Annotated in this window: 22 protein-coding genes and 1 pseudogene; 12 read left to right on the top strand and 11 right to left on the bottom strand. The window is 67.8% G+C overall.

What is annotated here, in order from left to right:
• Position 1: 1 nt before the first annotated feature.
• Positions 2 to 841: a class I SAM-dependent methyltransferase gene (locus tag B551_RS08785; RefSeq protein WP_006578638.1), complete on the top strand. Its 840-nt coding sequence runs from the start codon at positions 2 to 4 to the stop codon at positions 839 to 841.
• Between the two features lie 37 nt (positions 842 to 878).
• Here the strand turns inward: B551_RS08785 and B551_RS08780 are convergent, their stop codons facing one another.
• The 3 genes from B551_RS08780 to B551_RS26500 all read right to left on the bottom strand — a co-directional run bounded on the left by B551_RS08780 (position 879) and on the right by B551_RS26500 (position 3,245).
• On the bottom strand, positions 879 to 1,949 hold the full coding sequence (locus tag B551_RS08780; RefSeq protein ID WP_216599692.1) for an alpha/beta fold hydrolase: 1,071 nt from the start codon (positions 1,947 to 1,949) through the stop codon (positions 879 to 881).
• Positions 1,950 to 2,311: 362 nt separating this feature from the next.
• Positions 2,312 to 2,776 carry a hypothetical protein gene (locus B551_RS08775; RefSeq protein ID WP_006578636.1) on the bottom strand — a complete coding sequence of 155 codons (465 nt, stop codon included), beginning with the start codon at positions 2,774 to 2,776 and terminating at the stop codon, positions 2,312 to 2,314.
• Positions 2,777 to 2,789: 13 nt separating this feature from the next.
• Positions 2,790 to 3,245 carry a DUF6152 family protein gene (locus B551_RS26500; RefSeq protein WP_172682448.1) on the bottom strand — a complete coding sequence of 152 codons (456 nt, stop codon included), beginning with the start codon at positions 3,243 to 3,245 and terminating at the stop codon, positions 2,790 to 2,792.
• 165 nt (positions 3,246 to 3,410) lie between these two features.
• Between B551_RS26500 and B551_RS26495 the strand changes: the two genes are divergently transcribed.
• The 5 genes from B551_RS26495 to B551_RS08745 all read left to right on the top strand — a co-directional run bounded on the left by B551_RS26495 (position 3,411) and on the right by B551_RS08745 (position 8,409).
• The gene (locus B551_RS26495) at positions 3,411 to 4,349 is read left to right on the top strand and encodes a LysR family transcriptional regulator (protein WP_023263906.1); all 939 of its coding nucleotides are present in this window, start codon (positions 3,411 to 3,413) and stop codon (positions 4,347 to 4,349) included.
• 177 nt (positions 4,350 to 4,526) lie between these two features.
• Complete coding sequence (locus B551_RS08760) at positions 4,527 to 5,441, top strand: TauD/TfdA family dioxygenase (protein ID WP_006577636.1); 915 nt, start codon at positions 4,527 to 4,529, stop codon at positions 5,439 to 5,441.
• Between the two features lie 117 nt (positions 5,442 to 5,558).
• Complete coding sequence (locus B551_RS08755) at positions 5,559 to 6,623, top strand: ABC transporter substrate-binding protein (RefSeq protein ID WP_043438250.1); 1,065 nt, start codon at positions 5,559 to 5,561, stop codon at positions 6,621 to 6,623.
• Positions 6,624 to 6,625: 2 nt separating this feature from the next.
• Positions 6,626 to 7,507 carry an ABC transporter ATP-binding protein gene (locus tag B551_RS08750; RefSeq protein ID WP_006577634.1) on the top strand — a complete coding sequence of 294 codons (882 nt, stop codon included), beginning with the start codon at positions 6,626 to 6,628 and terminating at the stop codon, positions 7,505 to 7,507.
• 11 nt (positions 7,508 to 7,518) lie between these two features.
• Positions 7,519 to 8,409, top strand: coding sequence for an ABC transporter permease (locus tag B551_RS08745; protein WP_023263905.1), 891 nt, complete (start codon positions 7,519 to 7,521; stop codon positions 8,407 to 8,409).
• A gap of 22 nt (positions 8,410 to 8,431) precedes the next feature.
• Here B551_RS08745 and B551_RS08740 read toward each other — a convergent pair whose 3' ends face one another.
• A complete protein-coding gene (locus tag B551_RS08740) occupies positions 8,432 to 9,109 on the bottom strand; it encodes an ankyrin repeat domain-containing protein (RefSeq protein ID WP_023263904.1) in 678 nt (225 codons plus the stop codon).
• A gap of 301 nt (positions 9,110 to 9,410) precedes the next feature.
• Here B551_RS08740 and B551_RS08735 point away from each other — a divergent pair, with 301 nt between their 5' ends.
• A complete protein-coding gene (locus B551_RS08735; protein WP_043438257.1) occupies positions 9,411 to 9,848 on the top strand; it encodes a PAS domain S-box protein in 438 nt (145 codons plus the stop codon).
• Positions 9,849 to 9,875: 27 nt separating this feature from the next.
• Here the strand turns inward: B551_RS08735 and B551_RS08730 are convergent, their stop codons facing one another.
• Positions 9,876 to 11,054 carry a mandelate racemase/muconate lactonizing enzyme family protein gene (locus B551_RS08730; RefSeq protein WP_006577631.1) on the bottom strand — a complete coding sequence of 393 codons (1,179 nt, stop codon included), beginning with the start codon at positions 11,052 to 11,054 and terminating at the stop codon, positions 9,876 to 9,878.
• Positions 11,055 to 11,073: 19 nt separating this feature from the next.
• Positions 11,074 to 12,051, bottom strand: a complete 978-nt coding sequence (locus tag B551_RS08725) for a tripartite tricarboxylate transporter substrate binding protein (RefSeq protein WP_023263902.1) — start codon at positions 12,049 to 12,051, stop codon at positions 11,074 to 11,076.
• A 208-nt stretch (positions 12,052 to 12,259) separates the two neighbouring features.
• On the opposite strand from B551_RS08725, the gene B551_RS08720 reads away from it, so the two are divergent.
• The 4 genes from B551_RS08720 (at position 12,260) to B551_RS08705 (ending at position 15,718) form a co-directional block, all read left to right on the top strand.
• Positions 12,260 to 13,003, top strand: a complete 744-nt coding sequence (locus B551_RS08720) for a GntR family transcriptional regulator (protein ID WP_006577630.1) — start codon at positions 12,260 to 12,262, stop codon at positions 13,001 to 13,003.
• A 61-nt stretch (positions 13,004 to 13,064) separates the two neighbouring features.
• Positions 13,065 to 13,436: a cupin domain-containing protein gene (locus B551_RS08715; RefSeq protein WP_043438245.1), complete on the top strand. Its 372-nt coding sequence runs from the start codon at positions 13,065 to 13,067 to the stop codon at positions 13,434 to 13,436.
• Positions 13,437 to 13,522: 86 nt separating this feature from the next.
• Positions 13,523 to 14,281, top strand: a complete 759-nt coding sequence (locus B551_RS08710; RefSeq protein WP_006577628.1) for a glucose 1-dehydrogenase — start codon at positions 13,523 to 13,525, stop codon at positions 14,279 to 14,281.
• A 108-nt stretch (positions 14,282 to 14,389) separates the two neighbouring features.
• Entirely contained in the window at positions 14,390 to 15,718 is a 1,329-nt protein-coding gene (locus B551_RS08705; protein WP_006577627.1) for an MFS transporter, read from the top strand.
• Positions 15,719 to 15,753: 35 nt separating this feature from the next.
• Here the strand turns inward: B551_RS08705 and B551_RS26490 are convergent, their stop codons facing one another.
• Both B551_RS26490 and B551_RS08695 read right to left on the bottom strand, forming a co-directional pair.
• Positions 15,754 to 16,056: an addiction module antidote protein gene (locus tag B551_RS26490; protein WP_023263901.1), complete on the bottom strand. Its 303-nt coding sequence runs from the start codon at positions 16,054 to 16,056 to the stop codon at positions 15,754 to 15,756.
• A gap of 52 nt (positions 16,057 to 16,108) precedes the next feature.
• The gene (locus B551_RS08695; protein ID WP_023263900.1) at positions 16,109 to 17,302 is read right to left on the bottom strand and encodes an MFS transporter; all 1,194 of its coding nucleotides are present in this window, start codon (positions 17,300 to 17,302) and stop codon (positions 16,109 to 16,111) included.
• A 263-nt stretch (positions 17,303 to 17,565) separates the two neighbouring features.
• On the opposite strand from B551_RS08695, the gene B551_RS08690 reads away from it, so the two are divergent.
• The gene (locus B551_RS08690; RefSeq protein WP_023263899.1) at positions 17,566 to 17,961 is read left to right on the top strand and encodes a lysozyme inhibitor LprI family protein; all 396 of its coding nucleotides are present in this window, start codon (positions 17,566 to 17,568) and stop codon (positions 17,959 to 17,961) included.
• Between the two features lie 15 nt (positions 17,962 to 17,976).
• On the opposite strand, the gene B551_RS08685 is transcribed toward B551_RS08690, so the two are convergent.
• From B551_RS08685 to B551_RS26485, 3 genes and pseudogenes are all read right to left on the bottom strand, one after another.
• On the bottom strand, positions 17,977 to 20,388 hold the full coding sequence (locus B551_RS08685; protein ID WP_023263898.1) for a S8 family serine peptidase: 2,412 nt from the start codon (positions 20,386 to 20,388) through the stop codon (positions 17,977 to 17,979).
• Positions 20,381 to 21,943, bottom strand: a complete 1,563-nt coding sequence (locus B551_RS08680) for a hypothetical protein (protein WP_006577623.1) — start codon at positions 21,941 to 21,943, stop codon at positions 20,381 to 20,383. The genes B551_RS08685 and B551_RS08680 overlap by 8 nt, the downstream gene beginning before the upstream one ends.
• A 54-nt stretch (positions 21,944 to 21,997) precedes the next feature.
• A pseudogene (locus B551_RS26485) lies at positions 21,998 to 22,928 on the bottom strand (hypothetical protein); the annotation flags it as partial.

The raw sequence follows: 22,928 nt of genomic DNA, 5'->3' as shown, positions 1-22,928 counted from the left end.
GATGACGATCTTGCACAAGTCCTTCGTCGCTGCCGCGCTGTTTGCCGCGGGGGCCGTGGCATTGAGCGGCCCCGGTTTGGCGCAGACGGAGACAGCGTCGGAGGTGACCTCGGTCTACAAGCCATCCGTCGGCCAGTCGGGCAAGGACGTGGTGTGGGTGCCGACCTCGCAGGCACTGGTCGACCGCATGCTCGACATGGCCGAGCTGACGCCCAGGGACCATCTGGTCGACCTCGGGTCGGGCGATGGCCGGCTGGTGATCACCGCGGCCAAGCGTGGCGCCACGGCGCGCGGCATCGAGTTCAATCCGGATCTGGTGGCGCTGTCGCGCCGGACCGCGCAGGCCGAGGGCGTCGGCAATCGCGCCCGCTTCGACCAGGGCGACATCTTCAAGTCGGATTTCTCGAACGCGACCGTGGTCACGCTGTTCCTGCTGCCGGACCTGAACCTGCGGCTGCGTCCGACCCTGCTCAACATGAAGCCGGGCACGCGCGTGGTCTCCAATACCTTCACGATGGACGATTGGGAGCCGGACGAGACCGCGCAGGTCACGCAGGGCTGCGCGGGCCACTGCACCGCCTACAAGTGGGTGATTCCGGCCAAGGTGCAAGGCAGCTGGCGCATGGGCGACAAGCAGCTGGTGCTGACGCAGAAGTACCAGATGATCGAAGGGACGCTGCGCGAGGAAGGCGCGACGACGCCGATCAGCGAAGGCCGCATCGACGGTACGAAGATCTCGTTCGTCGCCGGTCAGCAGCGCTATACCGGCGAGATCAGCGGCAAGACCATGCAGGGCACGGTCGAGGGGGGAGGGCGCTGGAGCGCGACGATGACGCGTTGATCTCGATGTGGGCGCCCATCCCGCGCCCCGTTGTGGTTCAGCGATTTGCCGGTTTGCCGTCCAGCCCTTGCAGCAGCGCCTTGTGGAACTGCGCCGGCGATTCGACCTGCGGCGAATGGCCCAGCTCGGGGAACGCCACCAGCGTCGCGTTCGGAATCGTGCGCGCGGCGCTTTGTCCCAGCACGGGATAGTTGCCCAGCTTGCTGGCGATCTCGGGCGCCGCGCGGTTTGCGCCCGGCGCGGTGCGGTCCTTCTCGCCGATCATCAGCAGCGTCGGCACGGCGATCCGCGAAAACTCGTGGACCACGGGCTGCGTGAACAGCATCTCCGAGGTCTGCGCCTGGTTCCAGGCCACCTGCTGCTTGCCCGGACCGGCGTACATGCCGGCCTGCATCGCGACCCAGCGATCGTATTCGGGGCGCCACTTGCCGTTGTAGTAGAACCGCAGCTGATAGGCCTTGATCGAGTCGAAGCTGGTCTTGAGCTCGCCCTGATACAGCTGATCGACGGTGGCATAGGGAACGCCCTCGGCCTGCCAGTCTTCGAGCCCGATGGGATTGACCAGCACCAGCTGCTCCACCGACTTCGGATACTGCAGCGCGAAGCGCGCGGCCAGCATGCCGCCCATCGAATGGCCGATCACGGTGGCACGGGTCACGCCGCGCGATTGCAGCAGCGCCTGCGTATTGGCCGCGAGCTGCGCGAAGCTGAACTGGTAGCCGCGGGGTTTGGTGGACGCGCAAAAGCCGATCTGGTCCGGCGCGATCACCCGGTAGCCGGCATTGGCCAGCGTGTCGATGGTGGCTTCCCACGTCGCGCCGCAGAAATTCTTGCCGTGCAGCAGCACCGCGGTGCGGCCGTTCGGCTTGCCCTTCGGTGCAACATCCATGAAGGCCATCGACAGCTCCTGCTGCTGCGACTGGAAGGTGAAGCGCTGGATCGGGTGGGGGTAGGGGAAGCCTTCGAGTTGCGGGCCGTAGGGCGTTACTGATGGTGCCGGGGCGGCTGCCGCGGGTTCGGCGGCGGCGGCCGTTGTCGCGGCGGCGGTCAGGGCGAGCGACATGGCAAACGTGGACAGGGGCAACAGGCGAGTCGAAGTCGTTTTCATGCGGGGCTCCCAGGTGGGACGAATTGCAGTGAGGAAACGGACTCGATGTGACCGTGGGGTAACAATAAAGTTCAGGGGGTGCGAGGCGCTTGCGGAGATTGCGTGCGCCGGTTGCCCTCTCCCCAACCCTCTCCCGCAAGCGGGAGAGGGAGCCCGCGCGTCGGCAGCGCGACCCGCTTCGCTATCCGGCAGGCAGCACGACCGCGATGACCGCTGCCTGTTCCGGCACCGCCGCCGCGACGACCCGCTCCCGTTTCCCATGGATATCACCGCCGCGATGATGCGCTCCCCTCTCCCGCTTGCGGGAGAGGGGCTGGGGGAGAGGGCGGCGGCGGTCGCACAGCGGCAACGATTGCCATCCCTCACCCAAACGCCAACATCCTCCCCGCCAGCATCACAGCCGCCCAAAGCCCCAACGACAGCAATCCCGCCAGCCGGCCATGGCTGCGATTCCGCCGCCGGCGCGACGCCAGATGCAGCGCCAGCGCATTCAGCGCCGCCGTAGCGATCAACGCCAGCTTGGCGCCGAACCACGGGTTCGACAGATACTCCCGCGCCGCCGGCGCAAACAGCAGAACCCCAGACAGCGCCGCCAGCGCGAAGCCCATCAGCGACAGCGGCACCAGCGTCCGCTGCAACGCCGCGTCATCGAGCCGCATCAATCCACCGGCGAGCCGCAGATCGACCACCGCGATGGTGCCGAACAGCAGCCCCATGCCCAGCAGATGCAGCCAGCTGACCAGCGGATAGGCCCAGGTCGATGCGCGCAGCGCCGTCACGGGCTGCCATGTCTCGACCGCGGCGAACAAGTCGTCCCACGCTTCCATGCCGCCGTCCCGCTCAGCCGCGCGGCGCGCCGCTGCATCCGGCCGGCAGCGCGACCGATTGCTGGCGTACGCCGACGCCGTCCAGCACGATCAGCGCGGGCCGCGCGACATGGCGGTCGCTGCAGGACGGAAAACCGATCGCCTCGAGCCGGTCGCCCGGACGGGGCTCGCGCGGCATGCCCCATCGCTCCAGCCGGTTGATCGGCGCCAGGTCGAGCGTCCATCGTCCCGGCGAGGCCGGCGCGCGCACCGCGGCGAGCGTGTTGCCGAAGCCGAGCTCGGCCAGTTCCGGCGGCACCGGCAGCGCGTTCCAGTTGGCCGGCAGAGTCCTGGCGTCGACCTCGATGGTCACCTGCGGATGCGGGTTGCGCCAGGTCACCGACACCACGCGGCCAGAAAAATAGAGCGGCGCGGCGGTGTCGTAGTACCCCCACCCGTGATGCGCCCACGCCGGCCTTCCAGGCGTCATTGCCAGACCGCACAATGCGATGGCCAATGCGACTGCGCGAGCCAATGCCATTATCTGCTTCATCGTTGCTTCCTTGCGAGCGAATGGATGGCGGCCAAGATAGCCCTCGCCAATCCATACATCAATCCGCCAAAATGGCATCGTTCGATACGCCAAGAGGTATCAATGGAATTCCAGCAGCTCAAGCTCTTTCTCGCCGTTGCCGACGCGCTGCATTTCGGCCGGGCCGCGCAGCAGGTCGGCATGGCACAGCCGCATCTGAGCCGGGCGATCGCCAGGCTGGAGCAGGAAGTCGGCGTGCGGCTGTTCGACCGTACCAGCCGCCGTGTCGCGCTGACGGCGGCCGGAGAGCGGCTGCGCGAGGAGGCGATCGCGCTGCTGCAGGCGGAGCGGCGGGCGCAGGAAGCCGCGCGGGCGGCGGGGCAGCAAAGGCGCCGCCGCCTGAGGATTGCCTATGTTTCCGCGGCGCTCTATCGGGCCTTGCCGGCCGCACTGCGCAGCCTGTCGGCCTCGCCGGAGCCGGTAGAGTTCGCGCTGCACGAGGCGACCACCAACGAGCAGCTGGCGCAGATCGCCGCCGGCGAGATCGATCTGGGCATCGGCCACCCGCCATTCGACGCGCATGCGCGCCTTGCCAGCGTGCTGCTGGCCAACGACCGCTTCGACGCGGTGCTGCCCGCCGACCACCGTCTGGCAACCCGCACGACGATCCGCATCGAAGAGCTGGCCGCCGAGCCGCTGGTGCTGTTCCCCGAGGCGCAGGGCCCGGCGCTCTATGCGGCGATCCGCGACCGCTGCCGCGTGGCCGGCCGCGTCATGCAACTGGCGGCCACCGCGCCGCGCCTGCACGGCCAGCTGTCGCTGGTCGCGGCCGGACTCGGTATCGGCATCGCGCCGACGCAATCGCGCAGCCTGGCGGTGGCCGGCACGGTGCGCGTCCCGATCAAGCCCTATCCCGCGGCGCTGGTATTGCCGCTGGCGGCGCTGTACGACCCGCGCTCGCGCCATCCGGCCTTGCCGCCCGCGCTGGCGGCATTGCGGCGCGCCGTGACGACGCGCAGCGGCGGAACAGGGGACGGCAACAGAGCCGCCGCGGCGCGCTGACCGAGACGGCCGTGTCCCCGTGCGGCATATGCGAAGAACGGATAAGACCGAACGATTTGATTCGTTGACCGGCGCTGGACGGTCTCCTTAGCATCGATCCCAGTCGATGCCAGCGCGTTTGCCGCGTTTGCCGCGTTTGCATCGTGCCCTGATCCATTCCGAGTTTACGTACCAGACATGACCGTTTCCATCCAGGCGGCACTGCCCGCGCGTCCTCCCGTCGTGACGCCACGCGCCGGCACCGGCTTCGAGATTCGTCCCTTCGACGCGCCGCTCGGGGCCGAGGTAGTCGGGCTGGACCTGTCGCAGCCGCTATCGGATGCGGACTTCGCCCGTATCCACCGTGCGCATCTGGACCACCACGTGCTGGTGTTTCGCGATCAGCGCATCATGCCCGACCAGCAGATCGCCTTCAGCCGGCGCTTCGGTCCGCTGCAGATCCACGTGCTGCACCAGTTCCAGCTGGCCGGTCATCCGGAGATCCTGATCGTCTCGAACGTGCTGAAGGACGGCAAGCCGATCGGTCTGGGGGATGCCGGCCATTTCTGGCATTCGGACCTGTCGTACAAGGAAAAGCCCAGCCTGGGCTCGCTATTGCACGCGCAAGAGCTGCCGGCGGAGGGAGGAGACACCCTGTTCGCCAACCAGCATCTGGCCTGGGAAACGCTGCCGGCGGAATTGAAGCGGGCGGTCGAGGGGCGCCAGGCCGAGCACACCTATCTGGCGCGCTATGCCGAGCTGCAGCAGCGCAGCCCGTGGCGGCCGAACCTGACCGCCGAGCAGATCGCGCAGGTCAAGCCGGTGCTGCAGCCGGTGGTTCGCACGCATCCGGAGACCGGCCGGCGCGCGCTGTTCGTCAGCGAGCATTTCACCACGCGCATCGTCGGCCTGCCCGAGGACGAAAGCCGCGCGCTGCTCGACGCGCTGTTCGCGCACAGCGTCAAGCCGGAGTTCGTCTATCGCCATCGCTGGCAGCCGCACGATCTGGTGTTCTGGGACAACCGGTCGCTGCTGCATCTGGCGGCCGGCTGTCCGGCCGACCAACGGCGCGTGATGTACCGCACCACGATCGAGGGCGACATCCCGTTCTGACGGCACGACAGCGCAGCCGCCCGATCCGAAGCGACCGGCTCGATCGGCCAGACCGACCCTCTCCGGGCGGTCCGAGTACCCCAACGCACAAGAGAACTACTTTTCCGGAGCCCCACCATGGCAGCACCGTATTCCCGCTCGTCCCTGCTCGGCCGCTTGCGCCTGCGCGTCGGCCGCCGCCTGACCGCGCTTGTCGTCGGCGCCACCGTCGGCACCGGCTCCCTAGCGTTCGCCAGCCCCGCCCATGCCGAAGGCCAGATCCGCATCGCCGAGCAGTTCGGCGTGGTCTACCTGCTGCTGAACGTTGCTCGCGAACAGCAGCTAATCGAGAAGCACGGGCAGAAGCAGGGCGTCGACATCAAGGTCGAATGGACCCGGCTGTCGGGCGGCTCGGCCGTCAACGACGCGCTGCTGTCGGGCGCGATCGACGTGGGCGGCGCGGGCGTCGGTCCGCTGCTGACGCTGTGGGACCGCACCCGCGGCAAGCAGAACGTCAAGGGCATCGCCTCGCTCGGCAGCTTTCCGTACTACCTGGTCAGCAACAACCCGAAGGTCAAGACGCTGGCCGATTTCACCGACAAGGATCGCATCGCATTGCCGGCGGTCACGGTGTCGGTACAGGCGCGCGTGCTGCAGCTGGCCGCGGCGAAGCAGTGGGGCGACAAGGCCTTCAACCAGCTCGACAAGTGGACCGTGGCGATGCCGCATCCCGAGGCGGCGTCGGCCATCATCAACGGCGGCACCGAGGTCACCGCGCATTTCGCCAATCCGCCGTTCCAGGAGCAGGAACTGGCCGGCAATCCGAACGCGCATATCGTGCTCAATTCGTACGACGTGCTCGGCGGTCCCAGTTCGTCGACGGTGCTGTACGCGACCGAGAAATTCCGCAACGACAACCCGAAGACCTACCGCGCCTTCGTCGACGCACTGGCCGAGGCGGCGCGCTTTGCCACCGCCAATCCCGAGGCCGCGGCCGACCTCTATATCCGGGCGAACAAGGCGAAGATCGACCGCACGCTGCTGGTCGGCATCCTGAAGAACCCGCAGGTGCAGTTCCGCATCGCGCCGCAGAACACCTTCGTGCTGGCCGAGTTCATGCATCGCGTCGGCGCAATCCGCAATCAGCCGAAGTCCTGGCAGGACTATTTCTTCGCCGATCCGGCCACCGCGCAAGGGAGCTGATCATGACCGCCACCGTCTCGCAACCGTTGCGCGTGGTCGGCGCCGCCGGCCAACGCGGCCCCCTGCTGCAGATCGACGACGTCTCGCTCGAGTATCGGACGCCGGAGCGCGTGGTGCGCGCCACGCACCGCGTCAGCTTCGATGTGCACGCCGGCGACCGCTTCGTGCTGCTTGGCCCCTCGGGCTGCGGCAAGTCGACGCTGCTGAAGGCGGTGGCGGGCTTCGTGCCGCCGATCGAGGGCGAGATCCGGCTCGATAGCGAGCGCGTGCGCGCGCCGGGGCCGGATCGCATCGTCGTGTTCCAGGAATTCGACCAGCTGCCGCCGTGGAAGACGGTCAAGCAGAACGTGATGTTCCCGCTGATGCAGGCGCGCGGACTGCGCCGTGCCGAAGCGGCCGACGTGGCGCTGCACTATCTGGACAAGGTGGGCCTGGCCAACTTCGCGGACGCCTATCCGCATACACTGTCCGGCGGCATGAAGCAGCGCGTGGCGATCGCCCGGGCGCTGGCGCTGCGGCCCAAGGTGCTGCTGATGGACGAACCGTTCGCGGCGCTCGACGCGCTGACCCGCCGGCGAATGCAGGAGGAACTGCTGGCGCTGTGGCAGGACGCGGCCTTCACGTTGCTGTTCGTCACGCATTCGATCGAGGAGGCACTGGTTGTCGGCAACCGCATCCTGCTGCTGTCGCCGCATCCCGGCCGGGTGCGCGCCGAGCTGAACAGTCATCAGTTCGATCTGCACAGCCAGGGCAGCGCGGCCTTCCAGCAGACCGCGCAGCGCATCCATCGGCTGCTGTTCGATACGCCGGGGCCGGACGCCGCCGCCGACACTGACATCGCGGACGCCGCCGACATCCCGCCGCGTACCGCGCGGGCACGCTGAAGGGGACAGCCATGACGACCATCGCCACTACGACAACGCAGTCCCTGCCGCCGCTGCGGCCCGAGTACGAACGCGAGCTCGAACCCTTCACCGCCACCGCGGTTGCGCGGGCGCTGCCGCTGCGCCAGCGGCTGTGGCAGAACAGCGGATTGCGTCGCGCCGTGATCCTTCTGGTACTGGCGGCGCTGTGGGAGACCGTCGCCCGGCTGCAGAACAATGATCTGCTGCTGCCGTCCTTCGTGGCGACCGCCCAGGCCTTCGTCGAGGGCCTGACCACCGGCGAGCTGCTGAGCAAGGCCGCGATCTCGCTGACGATCCTGCTGCAAGGCTATGCCGCCGGCATCGCGCTCGCCTTCGTGCTGACCACGCTGGCGGTCTCCACGACGGTCGGGCGCGACCTGCTCGACACGCTGACCGCGATGTTCAACCCGTTGCCGGCGATCGCCTTGCTGCCGCTGGCGCTGCTGTGGTTCGGCCTGGGCAGCGGCAGCCTGATCTTCGTGCTGATCCACTCGGTGCTGTGGCCGTTGGCGCTGAACACCTATGCGGGTTTTCGTGGCGTGCCGGAGACCTTGCGGATGACGGGGCGAAACTATGGCTTGCGTGGGCTGCGTTATGTGCTGCTGATCCTGGTGCCGGCCGCGCTGCCCGCCATCGTCTCCGGCCTGAAGATCGGCTGGGCCTTCGCCTGGCGCACGCTGATCGCGGCCGAGCTGGTGTTCGGCGCGTCGTCGGGCAGGGGCGGCCTGGGCTGGTACATCTTCCAGAACCGCAACGAGCTCTATACCGACCGCGTGTTCGCCGGCTTGGCGATGGTGATCCTGATCGGCCTGCTGGTCGAAGGGCTGGTGTTCCGCACGCTGGAGGCCGCCACGGTGCGGCGCTGGGGCATGCAGCGCTAGCGCGGGATGTCCGGCCGCGGTGCTATTGCCGCGCGCCCGCCTTGACCAGGATTCGCTCGATATCGCGATAACCGCGCTGGCGGGCATGCTGCAGCGCGGTCACGCCCTTGCCGTCGGGGATATTGACATCGGCCTTGGCGTCGACCAGCAGGCGGACGATCTCGGTGTGGCTCGGTCCGCCATCGCCGAGAAGGATGGCCTCGAGCAAGGCCGTCCAATGCAGCCGGTTGATGTGATTGACGTCGACGCCGGCGGCGATCAGGATGCGCACGGTCTGCACATGCCCGCGCTCGGCCGCGGGAATCAGCGCCGTGCCGCCATAGCGGTTGGTGCTCTTCAGGTCGGCGCCATGCGTCAGCGTCATCTTCAGGATCTCGTTGTAACCCCGCGCGCCGGCATAGAGATAGGCGCTGTCCTGGATGCGATCCTTGGCATTGACGTTGGCGCCGGCGTCGATCAGTACCCTGGCGGCGTCGATATGGTTGCGGCGGGTCGCGATCAGCAGCGGCGTGGCGCCGCTGTCGTCCCGGGCCTCGAGGTTCGCCCCTTGCTTGAGCAGCAGCGCAATCTCGGCGGCATCGCCCTGGGCGGCCGCGGCCTGCAGGCGGGCGTCAAGTTTCGCGGGCCTCGCGCTCGCCGGGACAGTGATCAGCATGGCGATCAGGAACGCCAGATAAAGGGGGATGCGCGCTCGCAGCATTCTGTTTGGCAATGGCGGATCGATGACGAATCGACAAAAAGGCCGCGCCAATGGCTTCTCCGGCCTGACTCAGGGCGGCATCTTAAATGGTGCCCGATTGATTCCCAAGCGAAATCATCGAAAGGCGCTCAGTACCGCGGCGAATACGATTCTCCACGCTGGCAGCGCGGCATCCATTGCGGGCCGGCGCGGATCGGGCTACCGTCGGTCCAGTACCCGGCGCACCGAACGCGCGGGCGGCAAAGACAACGACAACAATGACAACGACGACAATGACAACGACGACAACGAGGAGATCCCCATGCCGGAACTGATCGACTATGCGCAACTGGTGGCCGCCATCGGCGATGCCATCGTGATCGCCGATGCCCGCGGCGCCATTACGCTGTGGAATCCCGCGGCGCAGCGGATGTTCGGCTATACCGAGGCCGAGGCACTGGGCCAGTCGCTCGACCTGATCATTCCCGAGCGGCTGCGCGCGCGGCATTGGCAGGGCTACGACAAGACGATGGCCAGCGGCATCACCCGCTACGGCAGCGAGCTGCTGAAGGTGCCGGCGATCGACAAGGACGGCAAGGCCATGTCGATCGCCTTCACCGTCGCGCTGCTGAAGGACGCGGCGGGTACCGTGACGGGGATCGTCGCGGTGATCCGCGACGAGACCGTCCGCTTCCAGCAGGAGCGGGCGCTGAAGAAGCGGCTCGCCGAGCTGGAGAGCCAGGTCGGCGAGCAGGCGTAGAACGCGGCGCAGAAGGGGCTGGCGTTCCTATTGATCGAGCGGCGCGCCATCGATGGTCCGCCGCATCGACACCGGCCGATACAGCGGCGCGCGCCGTTGCTCGACATCGTCGACCAGCTCGATGCCGATGCCCGGCGCGTCCGGCACCGCGATAAAGCCGTTCTCCGGTACCGGATAGCGCTTGACCAGATCGGCGCCCAGCAGCTTCTGGCCAGATTTCAGTACCAGGTTCTCGAAGCCGGTCGGATATTCCTGGATCGCGAAGTTCGGCACCGCCGCGGCGACCTGCATGCAGGCGGCCAGGCTGATTGGCGACAGTGGATTGTGCGGGGCGATGTCGACGTTCTGCGCCTCCGCCAGCGCGGCGATTTTCTTCGCGCCGGTGATGCCGCCGCAGACGCAGACCGAGGTCCGCGCGAAACGCACGCCGCCGCCGGCCAGCTGCAGATGGAACTCGGCCGGCGTGCAGAAGCGCTCGCCGGTGGCGATCGGCACGCGGATGGCATGGCCGACCGTCGTCATCTGCGGATAGAACTCGGGCCGAAGCGGGTCCTCCAGCCACATCGGCGTCAGCGGCTCGAGGACTTGCCCGATGGCGATGGTCTCGGCCGGGCTCAGGCGCCGATGCATCTCGATCAGCAGATCGACATCCGGACCGACCGCCTCGCGAAACGCCATCACGCGTTCCCTGGCGTCGCGTACCTTGCCGGCATGCGAGCGGAAATAGGCGTCGCCCTCCGGTTCGTCGAGGAAGGGGTTGATATGCCCGACCGCGGTAAAGCCTTCCGCGCGCAGCCGGCGGCAATCGGCCAGCACCTCGTCCAGCGTTTCCGCGTAGACATGGCCGTAGACGCGCAGCTTGTCGCGATAGCCGCCGCCCAGCAGTTGCCAGACCGGCGCCTGCAGCCGCTTGCCGAGCAGGTCCCATAGCGCGATATCGATGGCCGATACCGCGGCGTTGACGGCGGTGCCACGAAAATGCGAGAAGCGCTGCATCACGTTCCAGTGCAGCTCGATCTCGTTCGCGTCCTTGCCGATCAGGTACTGGCCGAATTTTTCCAGTGCGGCCTTGGCGGCCTCGATATGGCCCCAGGAACCGGCCTCGCCATAGCCGGTCAGGCCGGCCTCGGTACGGATGCGGGCATAGAGGAATTGCCCGACATGCAGGGCTTCGACGGAGGTAATGCGATGGATGGGCTTGTTCATGGCAATTCGATGGGTTCGATCAATCGAGCTTGATGCCCGACTGGCGGATCAGGTCGCCCCAGCGGCGGGTTTCGCTGGCAATGCGCTTGCCGAAGGCTTCCGGACCGGCACCGACCGGATCGGCACCCGCGGCCGACAGCTTTTCGCGGATCGCGGGCTGCTGCAGCATCTTCTGCAGTTCGGCATTGAGCTTGTTGACGATCTCGGGCGGCGTGCCATGCGGCGCGGCCAGTCCGAACCAGATGCTGAACTGGAAGCCCGGCAGGCCGGCCTCCGCGGCGGTCGGCACATCGGGCAGCGTCGGGACGCGGCGCGGTCCCGCCACGGCCAGCGCGCGGATCTTGCCGCTGACCACGTGCGGCGCGATGGTGGGCGCGGCCGAGCTGAGCATCTGGATCTGCCCGGCCATCAGGTCCGTGATCGCCGGGCCCGATCCCTTGTAGGGAACGTGCGTCACGGGAATACCCGATACCTGCTTGAACAGCTCGCCGGCGATATGCGGGCCGCTGCCGGCGCCGCCGGAGCCGTAGTTCAGCGCATTCGGATGCGCCTTGCCGTAGGCCAGCAGGTCCTTGAGCGTGCGTACCGGCAGTGACGGCGTGACGGCCAGCACTACCGGCGTTTCCGCGATCAGCGTGACCGGCGTCAGGTCCTTGACCGGGTCGTACTTCAGGTTCGAGAACAGTGCCGGCGTCGCCGTCTGGCCGACCTCGTTGGCCAGCAGCGTATAGCCGTCGGGCGCGGCCTTGGCCACCATGCCGGCGGCGATGGTACCGCTGGCGCCTGGGCGGTTGTCCACCACGAAGCTCTTGCCCAGCGACTCGGACAGATACTGCGCGGCCAGCCGCGCGACGATATCGGTGGTGCCGCCGGGGGAGTACGGCACGACGATGGTCACGGGGCGGGTCGGATACGCGGTCTGCGCGATGGCGGCGCCGCAGGCCGCGGCCAGCGTCAGCGCGCCAAGCAGGCGCGCGGCGGTGGAAGGACGGTTCATGGGATGTCTCCTCGGTCGTTCCGGCCTTGCGCATGGTCGCGGCCGGTTATTGGCGCTGCATCGATACGGGGGCGAAATCGGCGGTGAATTCGCGATGCCATCGCCGATGCCATTGCGGATGCAGATCGATGGTGACTGTAGGGACTCGATAAACCGTTGGGAATCAAATTCTGTAGTGTTATTTCTATGTTCTATATAGAATTCGCGGATGACTGCCATCGATCTGAGCCCGGCCTTTGTCCGTCTTGCCCGGCATATCCGCGAACGCATCATCGGAGGGGAATGGCTGCCCGGCCAATTGCTGCCCGGCGAAGAGGCGCTCGCGCGTGAGCTGAAAGTCAGCGTCGGCACCGTGCGCAAGGCATTCGATGTGCTGAGCGGGCAGGGGCTGGTCACGCGCCATCGCGGCCGCGGTACCTTCGTCGCGCGCGCCACCGACGAGCGTGCCTTCACCAGCTTCTTTCGCCTGGTCGATCGCGCCGATGGCGCACGGCGGCTGCCGGTCGATACCATCCTGAGCCGCGAACGGGCCAGCGCCGACGAAGAGGAAAGGGCGGCGCTGAGGCTGCAGGACGATGCGATGGTCTACCGGCTGCGGCGCCGCCGGGACATCGACGGCAAGCCGCTGGTGCTCGAGACCATTGCGTTCCCTTTTGCCCGCGTCGGCGCTCGGGAGTGGGGCGAGGACGGCGCCGCCGCGCATCTGGTCTATTCGTTTCTGGAGCAGCAGTGCGGCGTATCGATCAGCCGCGTCGAGGATCGACTGCAGGCGCGCGTATTGCCGCAAAGCATGGCCGATCCATTCGGTTTGCCGGCCGGACATCCGGTATTGCTGGCGATTCGCGTGGCATTCGATCTGCAAGGCGCCCCGGTCGAATTCCGGCGCACCTGGATGGCTACCGATGGCCACGACTACCTGAGCGAGTTGCGCTGGACCGGCGCGGGCGGATAACGCCATTGCCAATAAGACCACTGTGGATGACACCATCCCATACGACAACACCGTGGTACCCATGACCAAGCTGATCGACTTTCGTACCGAGCCCATTCCCACGCATGACAATCCGCGTCCCGACCGCCTGGTGCGTGGCAATCCGGATCGCACCACGTGGACGCATTACAGCGCGACGCATGGCGATTTCGATTGCGGCATCTGGGCCTGCGAGCCCGGGGCGTGGCGTATTGCGTTCCCACAGGGCAAGGAAGAATTCTTCCATGTGATTAGCGGCCGCCTGCGCATCAGCGATGCCGCGGGTGAGGCGCGCGAATTCGGTCCCGGCGATGCCTGCGTGATTCCCGCCGGATTCGAAGGCGTATTCGAGGTGATCGAGCCGGTGCGGAAATATTTCGTGGTGCTGGATCGGGCGGCAGCGAAAGGGAATTAGGCAATATTTCACCGGACGCCACCCCGATCGCAAAGCGAAGCTAAAATGTCCCGCCATGTAGCCGCAGCATAACGATGGAGACAACGATGAGACTCGCGGGCAAAGTGGCGGTGGTGACCGGTGGTGGTTCGGGCTTTGGCGAAGGCATCGCCAATCTGTTTGCGCGGGAAGGCGCGCGCGTGGTGGTGGCCGATATCGACGAGGCCAAGGCTACGGAAGTGGCGCAGTCGATCGAGCAGGCCGGCGGTCAGGCCCGTGCCGTGCGCGCCGACGTCTCGAAGGGCAGCGATGTCGAGGCGATGCGCGAGGTCGCGCTGGCCGCATTCGGCGATGTCGGCATCGTCGTCAACAATGCCGGCACCACGCATCGCAACAAACCCATTCTGGAAATCACCGAAGACGAATTCGATCGCGTGCAGGCCATCAACGTCAAAAGCGTGTATTGGACCGCGCGCCATTTCATTCCGCATTTTCGCCAGCGCGGCGGCGGCGTGTTCGTCAATATCGCGTCGACCGCGGCGATCCGGCCGCGCCCCGGGCTGGTCTGGTACAACGCCAGCAAGGGCGCCGTGGTGACCGCCAGCAAGGCGATGGCCGCCGAGCTGGGGCCGGACAATATCCGCGTCAATTGCGTCAATCCGGTGATCGGCGCCACCGGCCTGCTCGAACAGTTCATGGGCAAGCCCGACACGCCCGAGAATCGCGCGTCCTTCCTCGCCACGATTCCGATGGGCCGCATGTCCACTGCCGCCGATATCGCCGCGGCCTGCCTCTACCTCGCGTCGGACGAAGCGGCCTTTGTCACCGGCACCTGCATCGAGGTGGACGGCGGCCGCTGCGTCTGACCGCTTCGCACACCGCAGGGGCCGCCCACGAGGCGGCCCGCTTGCATCGCCAATGGCGGCATCACCGTCGCCACCCCCGTCAAGCATGACAACCATCAGGAGACAGCCATGAGTTCCACGAATGCTGGATTCGAAGACGCGATCTACCGCAAGGTCAGCTGGCGCCTCGTTCCCTTTCTGTTGCTGTGCTATGTGGTCGCGTATCTGGATCGCGTCAATGTCGGCTTCGCCAAGCTGCAGATGCTCAACGACCTGAAATTCAGCGAAACGGTCTATGGGCTCGGCGCCGGCGTCTTCTTTATCGGCTACTTCCTGTTCGAAGTGCCGAGCAACGTGATCCTGCACAAGGTCGGCGCGCGGGTCTGGATCGCGCGGATCATGATCACGTGGGGCCTGATCTCGGCGGCGATGATGTTCGTCACCACGCCGACGATGTTCTACGTGCTGCGTTTCCTGCTGGGCGTTGCAGAAGCCGGCTTCTTCCCCGGCATCATCCTGTACCTGACCTACTGGTATCCCGCCGAACGGCGCGGGCGCACGACCACGTGGTTCATGACCGCGGTCGCGCTGTCAGGCGTGATCGGCGGCCCGCTGTCCGGCTGGATCATGCAGACCTTCGATGGCCACAACGGCTGGGCCGGCTGGCAATGGATGTTCCTGCTCGAAGGCATTCCGTCGGTGCTGGTCGGACTGTGGGTGCTGGCCTTCCTCGACGACCGGATCAGCCATGCCAGGTGGCTGACCGCCGAGGAAAAGGCCGTGCTCGAGCGCAACATCGCCGCGGAAACGGCGCACAAGGAGGACATGCCGATCCGGCGCGTGCTGTCGAGCCCGCGCGTGTGGATGATGAGCGCGATCTACTTCAGCTTCGTGATGGGGCTGTACGGCATCAGCTTCTGGCTGCCGACCATCATCCGCCAGACCGGCGTCAAGGGCGCGCTGGACATCGGCCTGCTGACCGCCATTCCCTATGGCGTCGCCGTGCTCGGCATGGTGCTGGTGGCGCGCAGCGCCGACCGCACTGGCGAGCGCCGCTGGCACATCGCCATTCCGGCCATCGCCGGTGCCATCGGGCTGGTGCTGTCGGTGCTGTGGCACGACCGCACGGTGCTGGCGATGGTTGGCCTGACGCTGGCGACGATCGGCATCATGACCACGCTGCCGCTGTTCTGGAGCCTGCCGACCGCTTTCCTGGCCGGCACCGGCGCGGCTGCCGGCATCGCGATGATCAATTCGCTGGGCAATCTGGCCGGCTTTATCAGTCCCTATGCCGTGGGCTGGCTGAAGGATCTGACGCAGAGCACCAATGCCGGCATGTATCTGCTGGCCGGCTGCCTGGTCGCCGGTGCGGTGCTGACGCTGCTGGTGCCCGCGCGGCTGGTCTCGCGGCAGCAGGGCGCCGCGCAATACGGCGGCGCGCTGGGGACGACGCGATAAGGGCGTAGGCGGTCCGTCCGCACGGATCGCGCCGCTTAGTGCGCGAGCTTCGGACGGATCGTCAGTTCAACGCCCAATACATCGAGCAAGGCCCGCAACGTCGAGAGTTTCGGATCGCTGTCGGCGCCCAGAATCTTGTAGAGCTCTGGGGTCGACAGGCCCGCCGTCCGCGCCGTCTGGGCAACGTTGCCGCGCGAGTGTACGACTGCGGCCAGTGCTGCGGGGAATAGCTCGGGATGTTCTGCATCCATGAGCGCATCCGCGAGAAACGCGGCGAGCGCCTCATCGGAGTCCAGATACTCCGCAGGGTCGAACGTACGGTGTTCCCGATCCTTCATGCTTGCGTTCTCCTGTTTTCTACTCACAAGGCTTGCGCCTTGCCAATGTCGTCTACTTACCCTGTCCGGAGCCCACTGCCGCGCGGCCTGCGGACGAGCGGCCCACAGAGGAGCGGATCCGCACGGCGGCCACTGCAAAGCCGAACGCCAGAGCCACGAGCATGCTGCCCGCCCACGGCGCATTCAGCAGTTCGCCCCGGTCGACGATCACGCCGCCTGCCGCGGCGCCCACGGCCACGCCGGCATGCATTGCCGCGACATTGATACCGACGCGGATATCGGCGTTGCCGGGGGCCGTCTGCACCAGGAAATTCTGCACGATGGGCGAGATCGACCAGCTGATCGCACCCCACACGACCATCGCCGGCAGCAGCAACCAGGGCGAAGCCGCGGCGGGCGGCAGCGCCGCCATGGCGATGCTGAACGCGGCGGGGCATGCGATCAAGGCGCGCGCGCTGCCGAGGCGGTCCGAACACCAGCCTCCGAGCCAGGCACCGACGACGCCGGCCACGCCGAACAGCAGGTAGGCGGCCGTCAGTACCGAGGGGTCGCGGCTCAGGTTTGCCTGCAGGTAGGGCGTCAGATAGGCGAACAGCGTGAAATGCCCGCCGATCATCGCCACCGATACCAGCTGGGCGCTCAGTGCCTGCCGATCGGCGAGCTCGCGCCAATAGGCGCGCAGCGATGTGCTCCGCTCCATCGGCGATGGCGGCATGGCCATCCACAGCAGCGCGCCGGGCAGCAGCGATAGCGCCGCCAGCGTGGCGAACACCGCGCGCCAGCCTGCCCACTGATCGAGCAGCATGCCCGCCGGTACGCCGAGGACCAGCGATCCGCTGATGCCGACGAACACCATACCGATGGCACTGCCTTGCCGATGAGGACCGGCGAGCGAGGTGGCGAGCATGACCGCCAACTGGATCACCAGCGCGCAGCTGCCGGCCATCAGTACGCGGGCGCCGAAGAGGGCAGTGTAGTTGGGGCTCGCCGCGGCGATCGCATTGCTCGTTGCGAACACGGCCAGCGCGATCAACAGCAGCGTCCTGCGATCGCCGCGCCCGAGCAGCGCCGACGAGAGGAAGGCCACGGTCGCAAAGACGGCCGAGAAGATGGTGGTCAGTTGTCCCGCGGATGCCACGGAAACGCCGAGATCCCCGGCAATGGACGGCAGGATGCCGATGCAGATGTTTTCGGCAATGCCCGCCAGGAATACCGTCGCCGTCAGCAGATAGACGCGCTTGTCCAAGATCGCCTCCCGTCGTACGTGGGGCCACGGCTTGCATGCCGGGCCGGGTTCGGCGGGTTTCGAGGCGGTGCTTCGGTTATCCCTGAAGGCGCAACCATACGTCAGCCGCAGCGGCGGCGCAAGCGCACCGTCCCTTCGTCTGCGGCAATAATGTCGGCGAAGTGGCGACCGTAAATGGCGACCGAAAATCGCGACCGAAAATCGCGACCGTATGCGGCAGCCACCCCACACACCATCCCGCACCCACTCGGAGGCCAATCGAGATGATCGTCAAACATGCGGCCGCACTCGCGGTTCTCGCCGGCGCATGCCAGTTCGCCAATGCCGCGGACTGCATGGAGCAGGCTGTCACCACCGTACAGATGCAGTCCTGCGCGCAGGAAACGTTCGATGCGGCCAACGCGGAATATGCACAGGAGTACCGCAAGCTGACCAAGGTGCTGAACGCCAGGGAGCGGCAGCAGTTGAACGCTTCGCAGAAGAGTTTTCTCGAATACCAGCGCCGCGCCTGCGAGCTGGAAACGGGGCGAACGGCCGGCGGCTCGATTGGCGGCGTTGCCGTGCAGCTATGCCAGGCGCGCTTGACGCAGTGGCGCACCGGCGAGCTGAAGCGTCTGACGGATTGCCAGGAGGGTGACGTCAGCTGCCGCCGGCCCTGATGCGGTCGCAGTCGATCATCCCGCCATGATCGGCGACCAGCCGCTCTCGGGCGCGTAGTCGCTGCGGCAGACGCGGCCGTCGGGCAGCACGGCGAATACCATCACCGTGTCGCCCTGCGTGATGACGGTGGCCCCGCCGGCAGGGCTGACCGCCGTGTAAGGATCGATCGCCAGCCATGGCGTCCATTCGCCGCCCGGTACCAGCGGTCGGAAGGCGGCATGCAGCAGCCCGTCGGCGCTGACGGCAACCACCACCAGCGTATCGTCGTGCAGCAACGCGAGGCCCAGATGGCCCTCCGCGGCGAAGGCCGGGGCCGGGCCGATCGGCACCAGCGTCTCGAACAGCAGCGGCTGCAGACCGAAGCCGCAGCAGTAGAGCAGCCCGTCGCTGCCGACGGCCACTACGGCGACGCCATCGAGCGTGCCGACGATGCCGGGTTTGACACCCGGTTCCATCGGCACATCGCACTGCGCCGCCACCGACTCGCGCCAGAACGTCGTGGTGCCGCCATCGGGAACGATGCCGGAAACCCAGCGCAGCGCGCCGCCGTCGTCGATGGCGACGACATCGACGGTGCGCGGCTTGCGCGACAGCATCACGGGACCGGGGGTACGGCGGTAGGTGCTGAACGAATCGAGTTGCACCGCGTCGGAGAAGTCGTGATTGCCCATGACGGTCGCGTCGTACTCCACCGCCACCAACTGGCCGCTCATCTGGATCGCCGCCACCGTCGTCAGCTCGTACAACGGATGGCAAGCCGCCACGTCGTAGCCGGGGGCGAGGCTGCCGAGTTCTGTCCGCTCCCTGGCGATATCGCCGGTATTGCCAAGCGTGTCCCAGTAGTAGTACCGCAAGGACCCGTCGACGCCGGTGATCAGGACCTCGAATACCGTACGCAGCAGCGGCGCGGTCTCGAGCGAGACCAACAGAGCAGGCTGACAATCGGACAGGTCGAACGGCTTGCTGTCCGGCTGGGGCAGTTCGGGCCCCGGGCCGAACAAGCGCGACCAGATCCGCAGGCTGAGGCGGTCGTCGGCGCCAAGCCCCACCAGCAGCGCGCTGTCGCCGGCGATGGCCGCGGCGGCCGGCGCGGGCAGAATGCGCGGCCAGCCCATATGTACGGCAATCTTGCGCAGGTCCGGCATGCCGCCGATATTGCCAGGCGGGTCGGACGCGGCCGGCGTGCAAAGGGAAGGGTTGCGAAGCAGATCGCGAATGGAAGTAGGGGAGAGGCACTGTCCATCCCTGGCGGCCTGCATGCCTTGAATCGCGCAAACCACGCCGGCGATCACCGCGGAGGCTGCGGACGTGCCGCCGAATTCGCGATAGGGATAGGGGGCATGATCGTACGGGGCGCGCACGCCCGCGAACGCGGCGAAGCAGTCCACGCGCGTGCCGAACGTCGAACCGCGTTGCCATGGCTGATGCACCCCCGCGACGGGTGGATCCTGTGTGGCACCGCCAACCATGATCGCGAGCGAATCGCGGAAACCGGGATGGGCGGGATGGAAGTGGTTGCATTCGTGATGAATGTCCAGGTTCTCTCCGGTATTTCCCGCGGGCTCGATCACCGTGATGCCAAAGAATCCCAGCAGCTGGAGTGTGGTCTGGACTTTCCTCGACAGCTCGACGGGCAGCCCGGGTTCGTTATCGCCGGCCCAGGGGCGCGCGCTGCCCAGTTCGATCAGCACGACGCCGCCGGGCCGCACTGCATCGCCGGCGACCGCAATGGCGGCATCCAGCCGATGTTGTCCGTCCTGCCGCATCGATGTCACGACATGCGCATGCGCCTGCGGGGCGATACCGACGATGCCGCCGCCGTTGTCGCCTGCGACCACGATGCCGAGGGCGGACGTGCCATGGTCGATGTCTTGCTGGTTAGGGGCACCAAACATCGAGAACGGCGTGATGGGTACGCTGGCCAGATCGATATGCTGCAGATTCCAGCCATGCTCCACATCGGCAAGCGGGATGCCGCGTCCCGCGCCACCGGGCACGCGCCACGCATAGCATGCGTCGATGCCGACCGGTGCCGCGCGCAGCTGCTTCGAAGCCAGCGCATCCTCGTTGGTCCCATAAGCGACGCGTGCGGCGGGATAGTTCGGTATCCGCGGCTCGGCCCATTCGACGAAGGGCAGGGCATACAGCAAACCCACCAGCGCCTCCAGCTGCGCCGCTTCGCATGGCACCTCGAACCAGGCGAACGGATCGGGCGGCTCGCCGCCCAGCATCCGCCCGGCATCGACCATATGGGCCAGCAAGCCAATCTGCTCGACGGGAAAGCCCGGATCGAGCCGCAGCCCGGGATAACTCGCGGCAAGCTCGTCCCACCACGGCTTGAGCTCGCCCAGATACTGCTCGGCGCCGCTCTCGTACGGCAGTACGAAGCCGTCGAACAGCTTCACGTCGACATAGGCCTCAGCCATCGCCGTCTCCCGGGGGCACCTCATCCTCCGCCATCACGTCGAAGCGCAGATGCGAGACCGGCGGTCCGGCCAGCGGCGTGCGGCTGCGCTCGACCCACAGCACCGGGCGGCCCTCGGTATCGCGCGCCAGGCGGGCACGGCGGCGCAACGATGCGCCGCTGCTGGCAATCGCCTCGGCAGCGATCTCGTGGCCGCGCCCGAAGCCGGGCCCCGACGGTCCGCCGATCAGCCGCGATGCCGGACCCGCCCGCACGCGCGGCAGCACGCCGCCGAGATCCGCCACCAGTCCCTGTTGCCAGTCGCCATGGATGCCGTCGGGGCCGGTACGCCGATACGGATGCCAGTGCGCGGGCAGGGTCGTCATCGGCAGATAGCGGAACTGCCGCGTACCGGTGCGCGTGGTCTCGCGCGCGGCGGCCTCGCTGGTATCGTCGGCCAGCAGCACGCGGCCATCGGCGCGCAGTTCCACCGCCCATGCCACGTTCGCGTCCTCGTCGATGCCGAGCGACACGTCGTCCAGCCACGGGCCCGCATGCGGCGCGACCGCGACCGGCCAGATCAGCAGCGAGCCCGCTTCCATGCCGGTGGTGCGAAACAGCGACCAAGCGTGTTGCCCGTCCACCGGCGGCGGCGCCAGCGTCCAGATATCGCCAAAGCTGTCGTGCACCACGGTCTCGCGCAGCGTCACCAGCATGCCGGACGAAGGCGGTCGTTTGCCGTTCGTCGCCGGCGGTGGCTCGGGCACCGGGAACCAGAACCAGTCGTCGGCATGGGCCAGCGCCACATCGAGCAGCAGCGCGGTGCCCAGATGCGCGCGGTCCGGCGAGAAGGCGCCCAGGTCCACGGCCTGGTCCTCGATCTGCCACCAGCGCGGATGCGGCGCGCCCGGGTAGGACAGCCGGCTGACCAGCAGTTGCCGCGATGAAGGCAGCGGCGCGGCCGCGCCGGCGTCCGCGCGCAGCACCGTTCCGCCCGCGTCGGCGGAGTACCAGTCCACGTCGCCGCCATCGTGGTCGCGAATCTCCAGCGCGCGCGTCCCTGCACTGAAGCGCGCATCGTGCGTCAGCCGCCGCGACGACCAGTTGTCGGCCGGTGGCGATGGCACCTCGTTCCACAACGCATGGCCGGCGAGCAGTCCCGCGGTGAAGATCGCGCGCCCGTCCAGTTCTTCCGACAGCGCTTCGTAGGGCGCGGGCAGCGGACCGAGGCGCAAGCTCTGCAGGCGCTGCGGCGGCAGCGCAGGCAACAGCGGCGCGGCGGCACGCCCCAGGCGGATGCGCCGGCCGATGGTCCACCAGTCTCCGGGCTCGGCCTCGACCAGCGCTTCGGCCGGTATGCGCGCCGGATCGAGATCGGGGCGGCGCGGCGCATAGCGCAACGGCTCATGCGTGACGCTGACCGCCACCGAGACCGGGCTCGACACGTCTTCGCCCTGCAGTTCGCCGAGCTGCCATTGCCGCGTCAAGAACCAGACGGGATCGGCGACGCGCGCTCGCAGGCCGCGATGGAAGTCGGTCGGCGGGCTCAGCGGTTCGAGGCGGAAATGCAGGGACATGGCGGTCTCGATCGGTGGGGGCCATCGGCGGGCGTCGCAGGCCGGTGGGCGGCCTCAGGTCCAATGGCTCCAGAACATGTCCGGCAGGGAGGACAGCGCAGCCGGTGTCGCGATCCGGCTGCCCGGCCGCGGACGGCAGGCGCGGGCGCGCGCCAGCTGCCGCGTCTCCAGCACCAGCGCCACCAGTTCCGCGTCGTTCAGCCGTTGGTTGGGGTCCGGCGGCACCGCCAGCAGCACCGCCTGCGGCGCGCGCGACTTCGGACCGTTGAAGCCAAAGGCCGCGCTGGTCGTGTGCCGGGCCGAAGGGATCGCGTCCTGCCAGGCGTCCAGCCCGGCGATCGCGACCCGGGCCAGGCTGCCGGCCAGCGCGGCCGGGTCGGGTCCATACGCGACCACCACCGGTCCCGCCGGGCTCCACGGATTGCCCGAGCCATCGCCAGTCCGTACGGCGGCGCCCCAGGGCTGCGTCGCGGGATCGAGCTGCCAGGCTTCGAGGCTCGCCAGACGCGGGCGCACGGCGGCGACGATCTCGAGCCAATCCCGATCGGTGCGCGGGCGTCCTTCGTCGTCGCGCATTGCCGCGCGCAACGGGCCCACGGCCAGCGACGGCACCAGCGGCAGCACCGGCAGGCGAGGATGGCCAACCAGGGCACGGATCGATTGCCGCAGCCCGCGCAGGCCGCCCGCACCATCGGCGCCGCTTTCCGGCATAGCCGTCAGCCGTGCCTGCAGGCGGGCGAGCGCCTGGGCCAGCGGCTCGGCGTCGTCGGCCTGCACGGCGCCCCAGGCGCGGCATTGTTGCAGCGACCATGTCACCGCGGCGGGGTCGTTCAGATCCAGCGCGGCGAGCGAAGCCAGCAGCGAGGTCAGCCGGTTTCGCAGCACGCCGAGCCGGCCCGCCAGGTCGGCCATCATCGCGTCACGCAGCGGCGAGCCGGGCGCAGCATCGTCGTCGCGGCCATCGATCGCACCGGGAATCGGTGGA

The organism is Cupriavidus sp. HPC(L), assembly GCF_000307735.3.
Classification (GTDB): Bacteria; Pseudomonadota; Gammaproteobacteria; order Burkholderiales; family Burkholderiaceae; genus Cupriavidus.
This window is presented reverse-complemented; position numbering and strand designations above follow the sequence as displayed.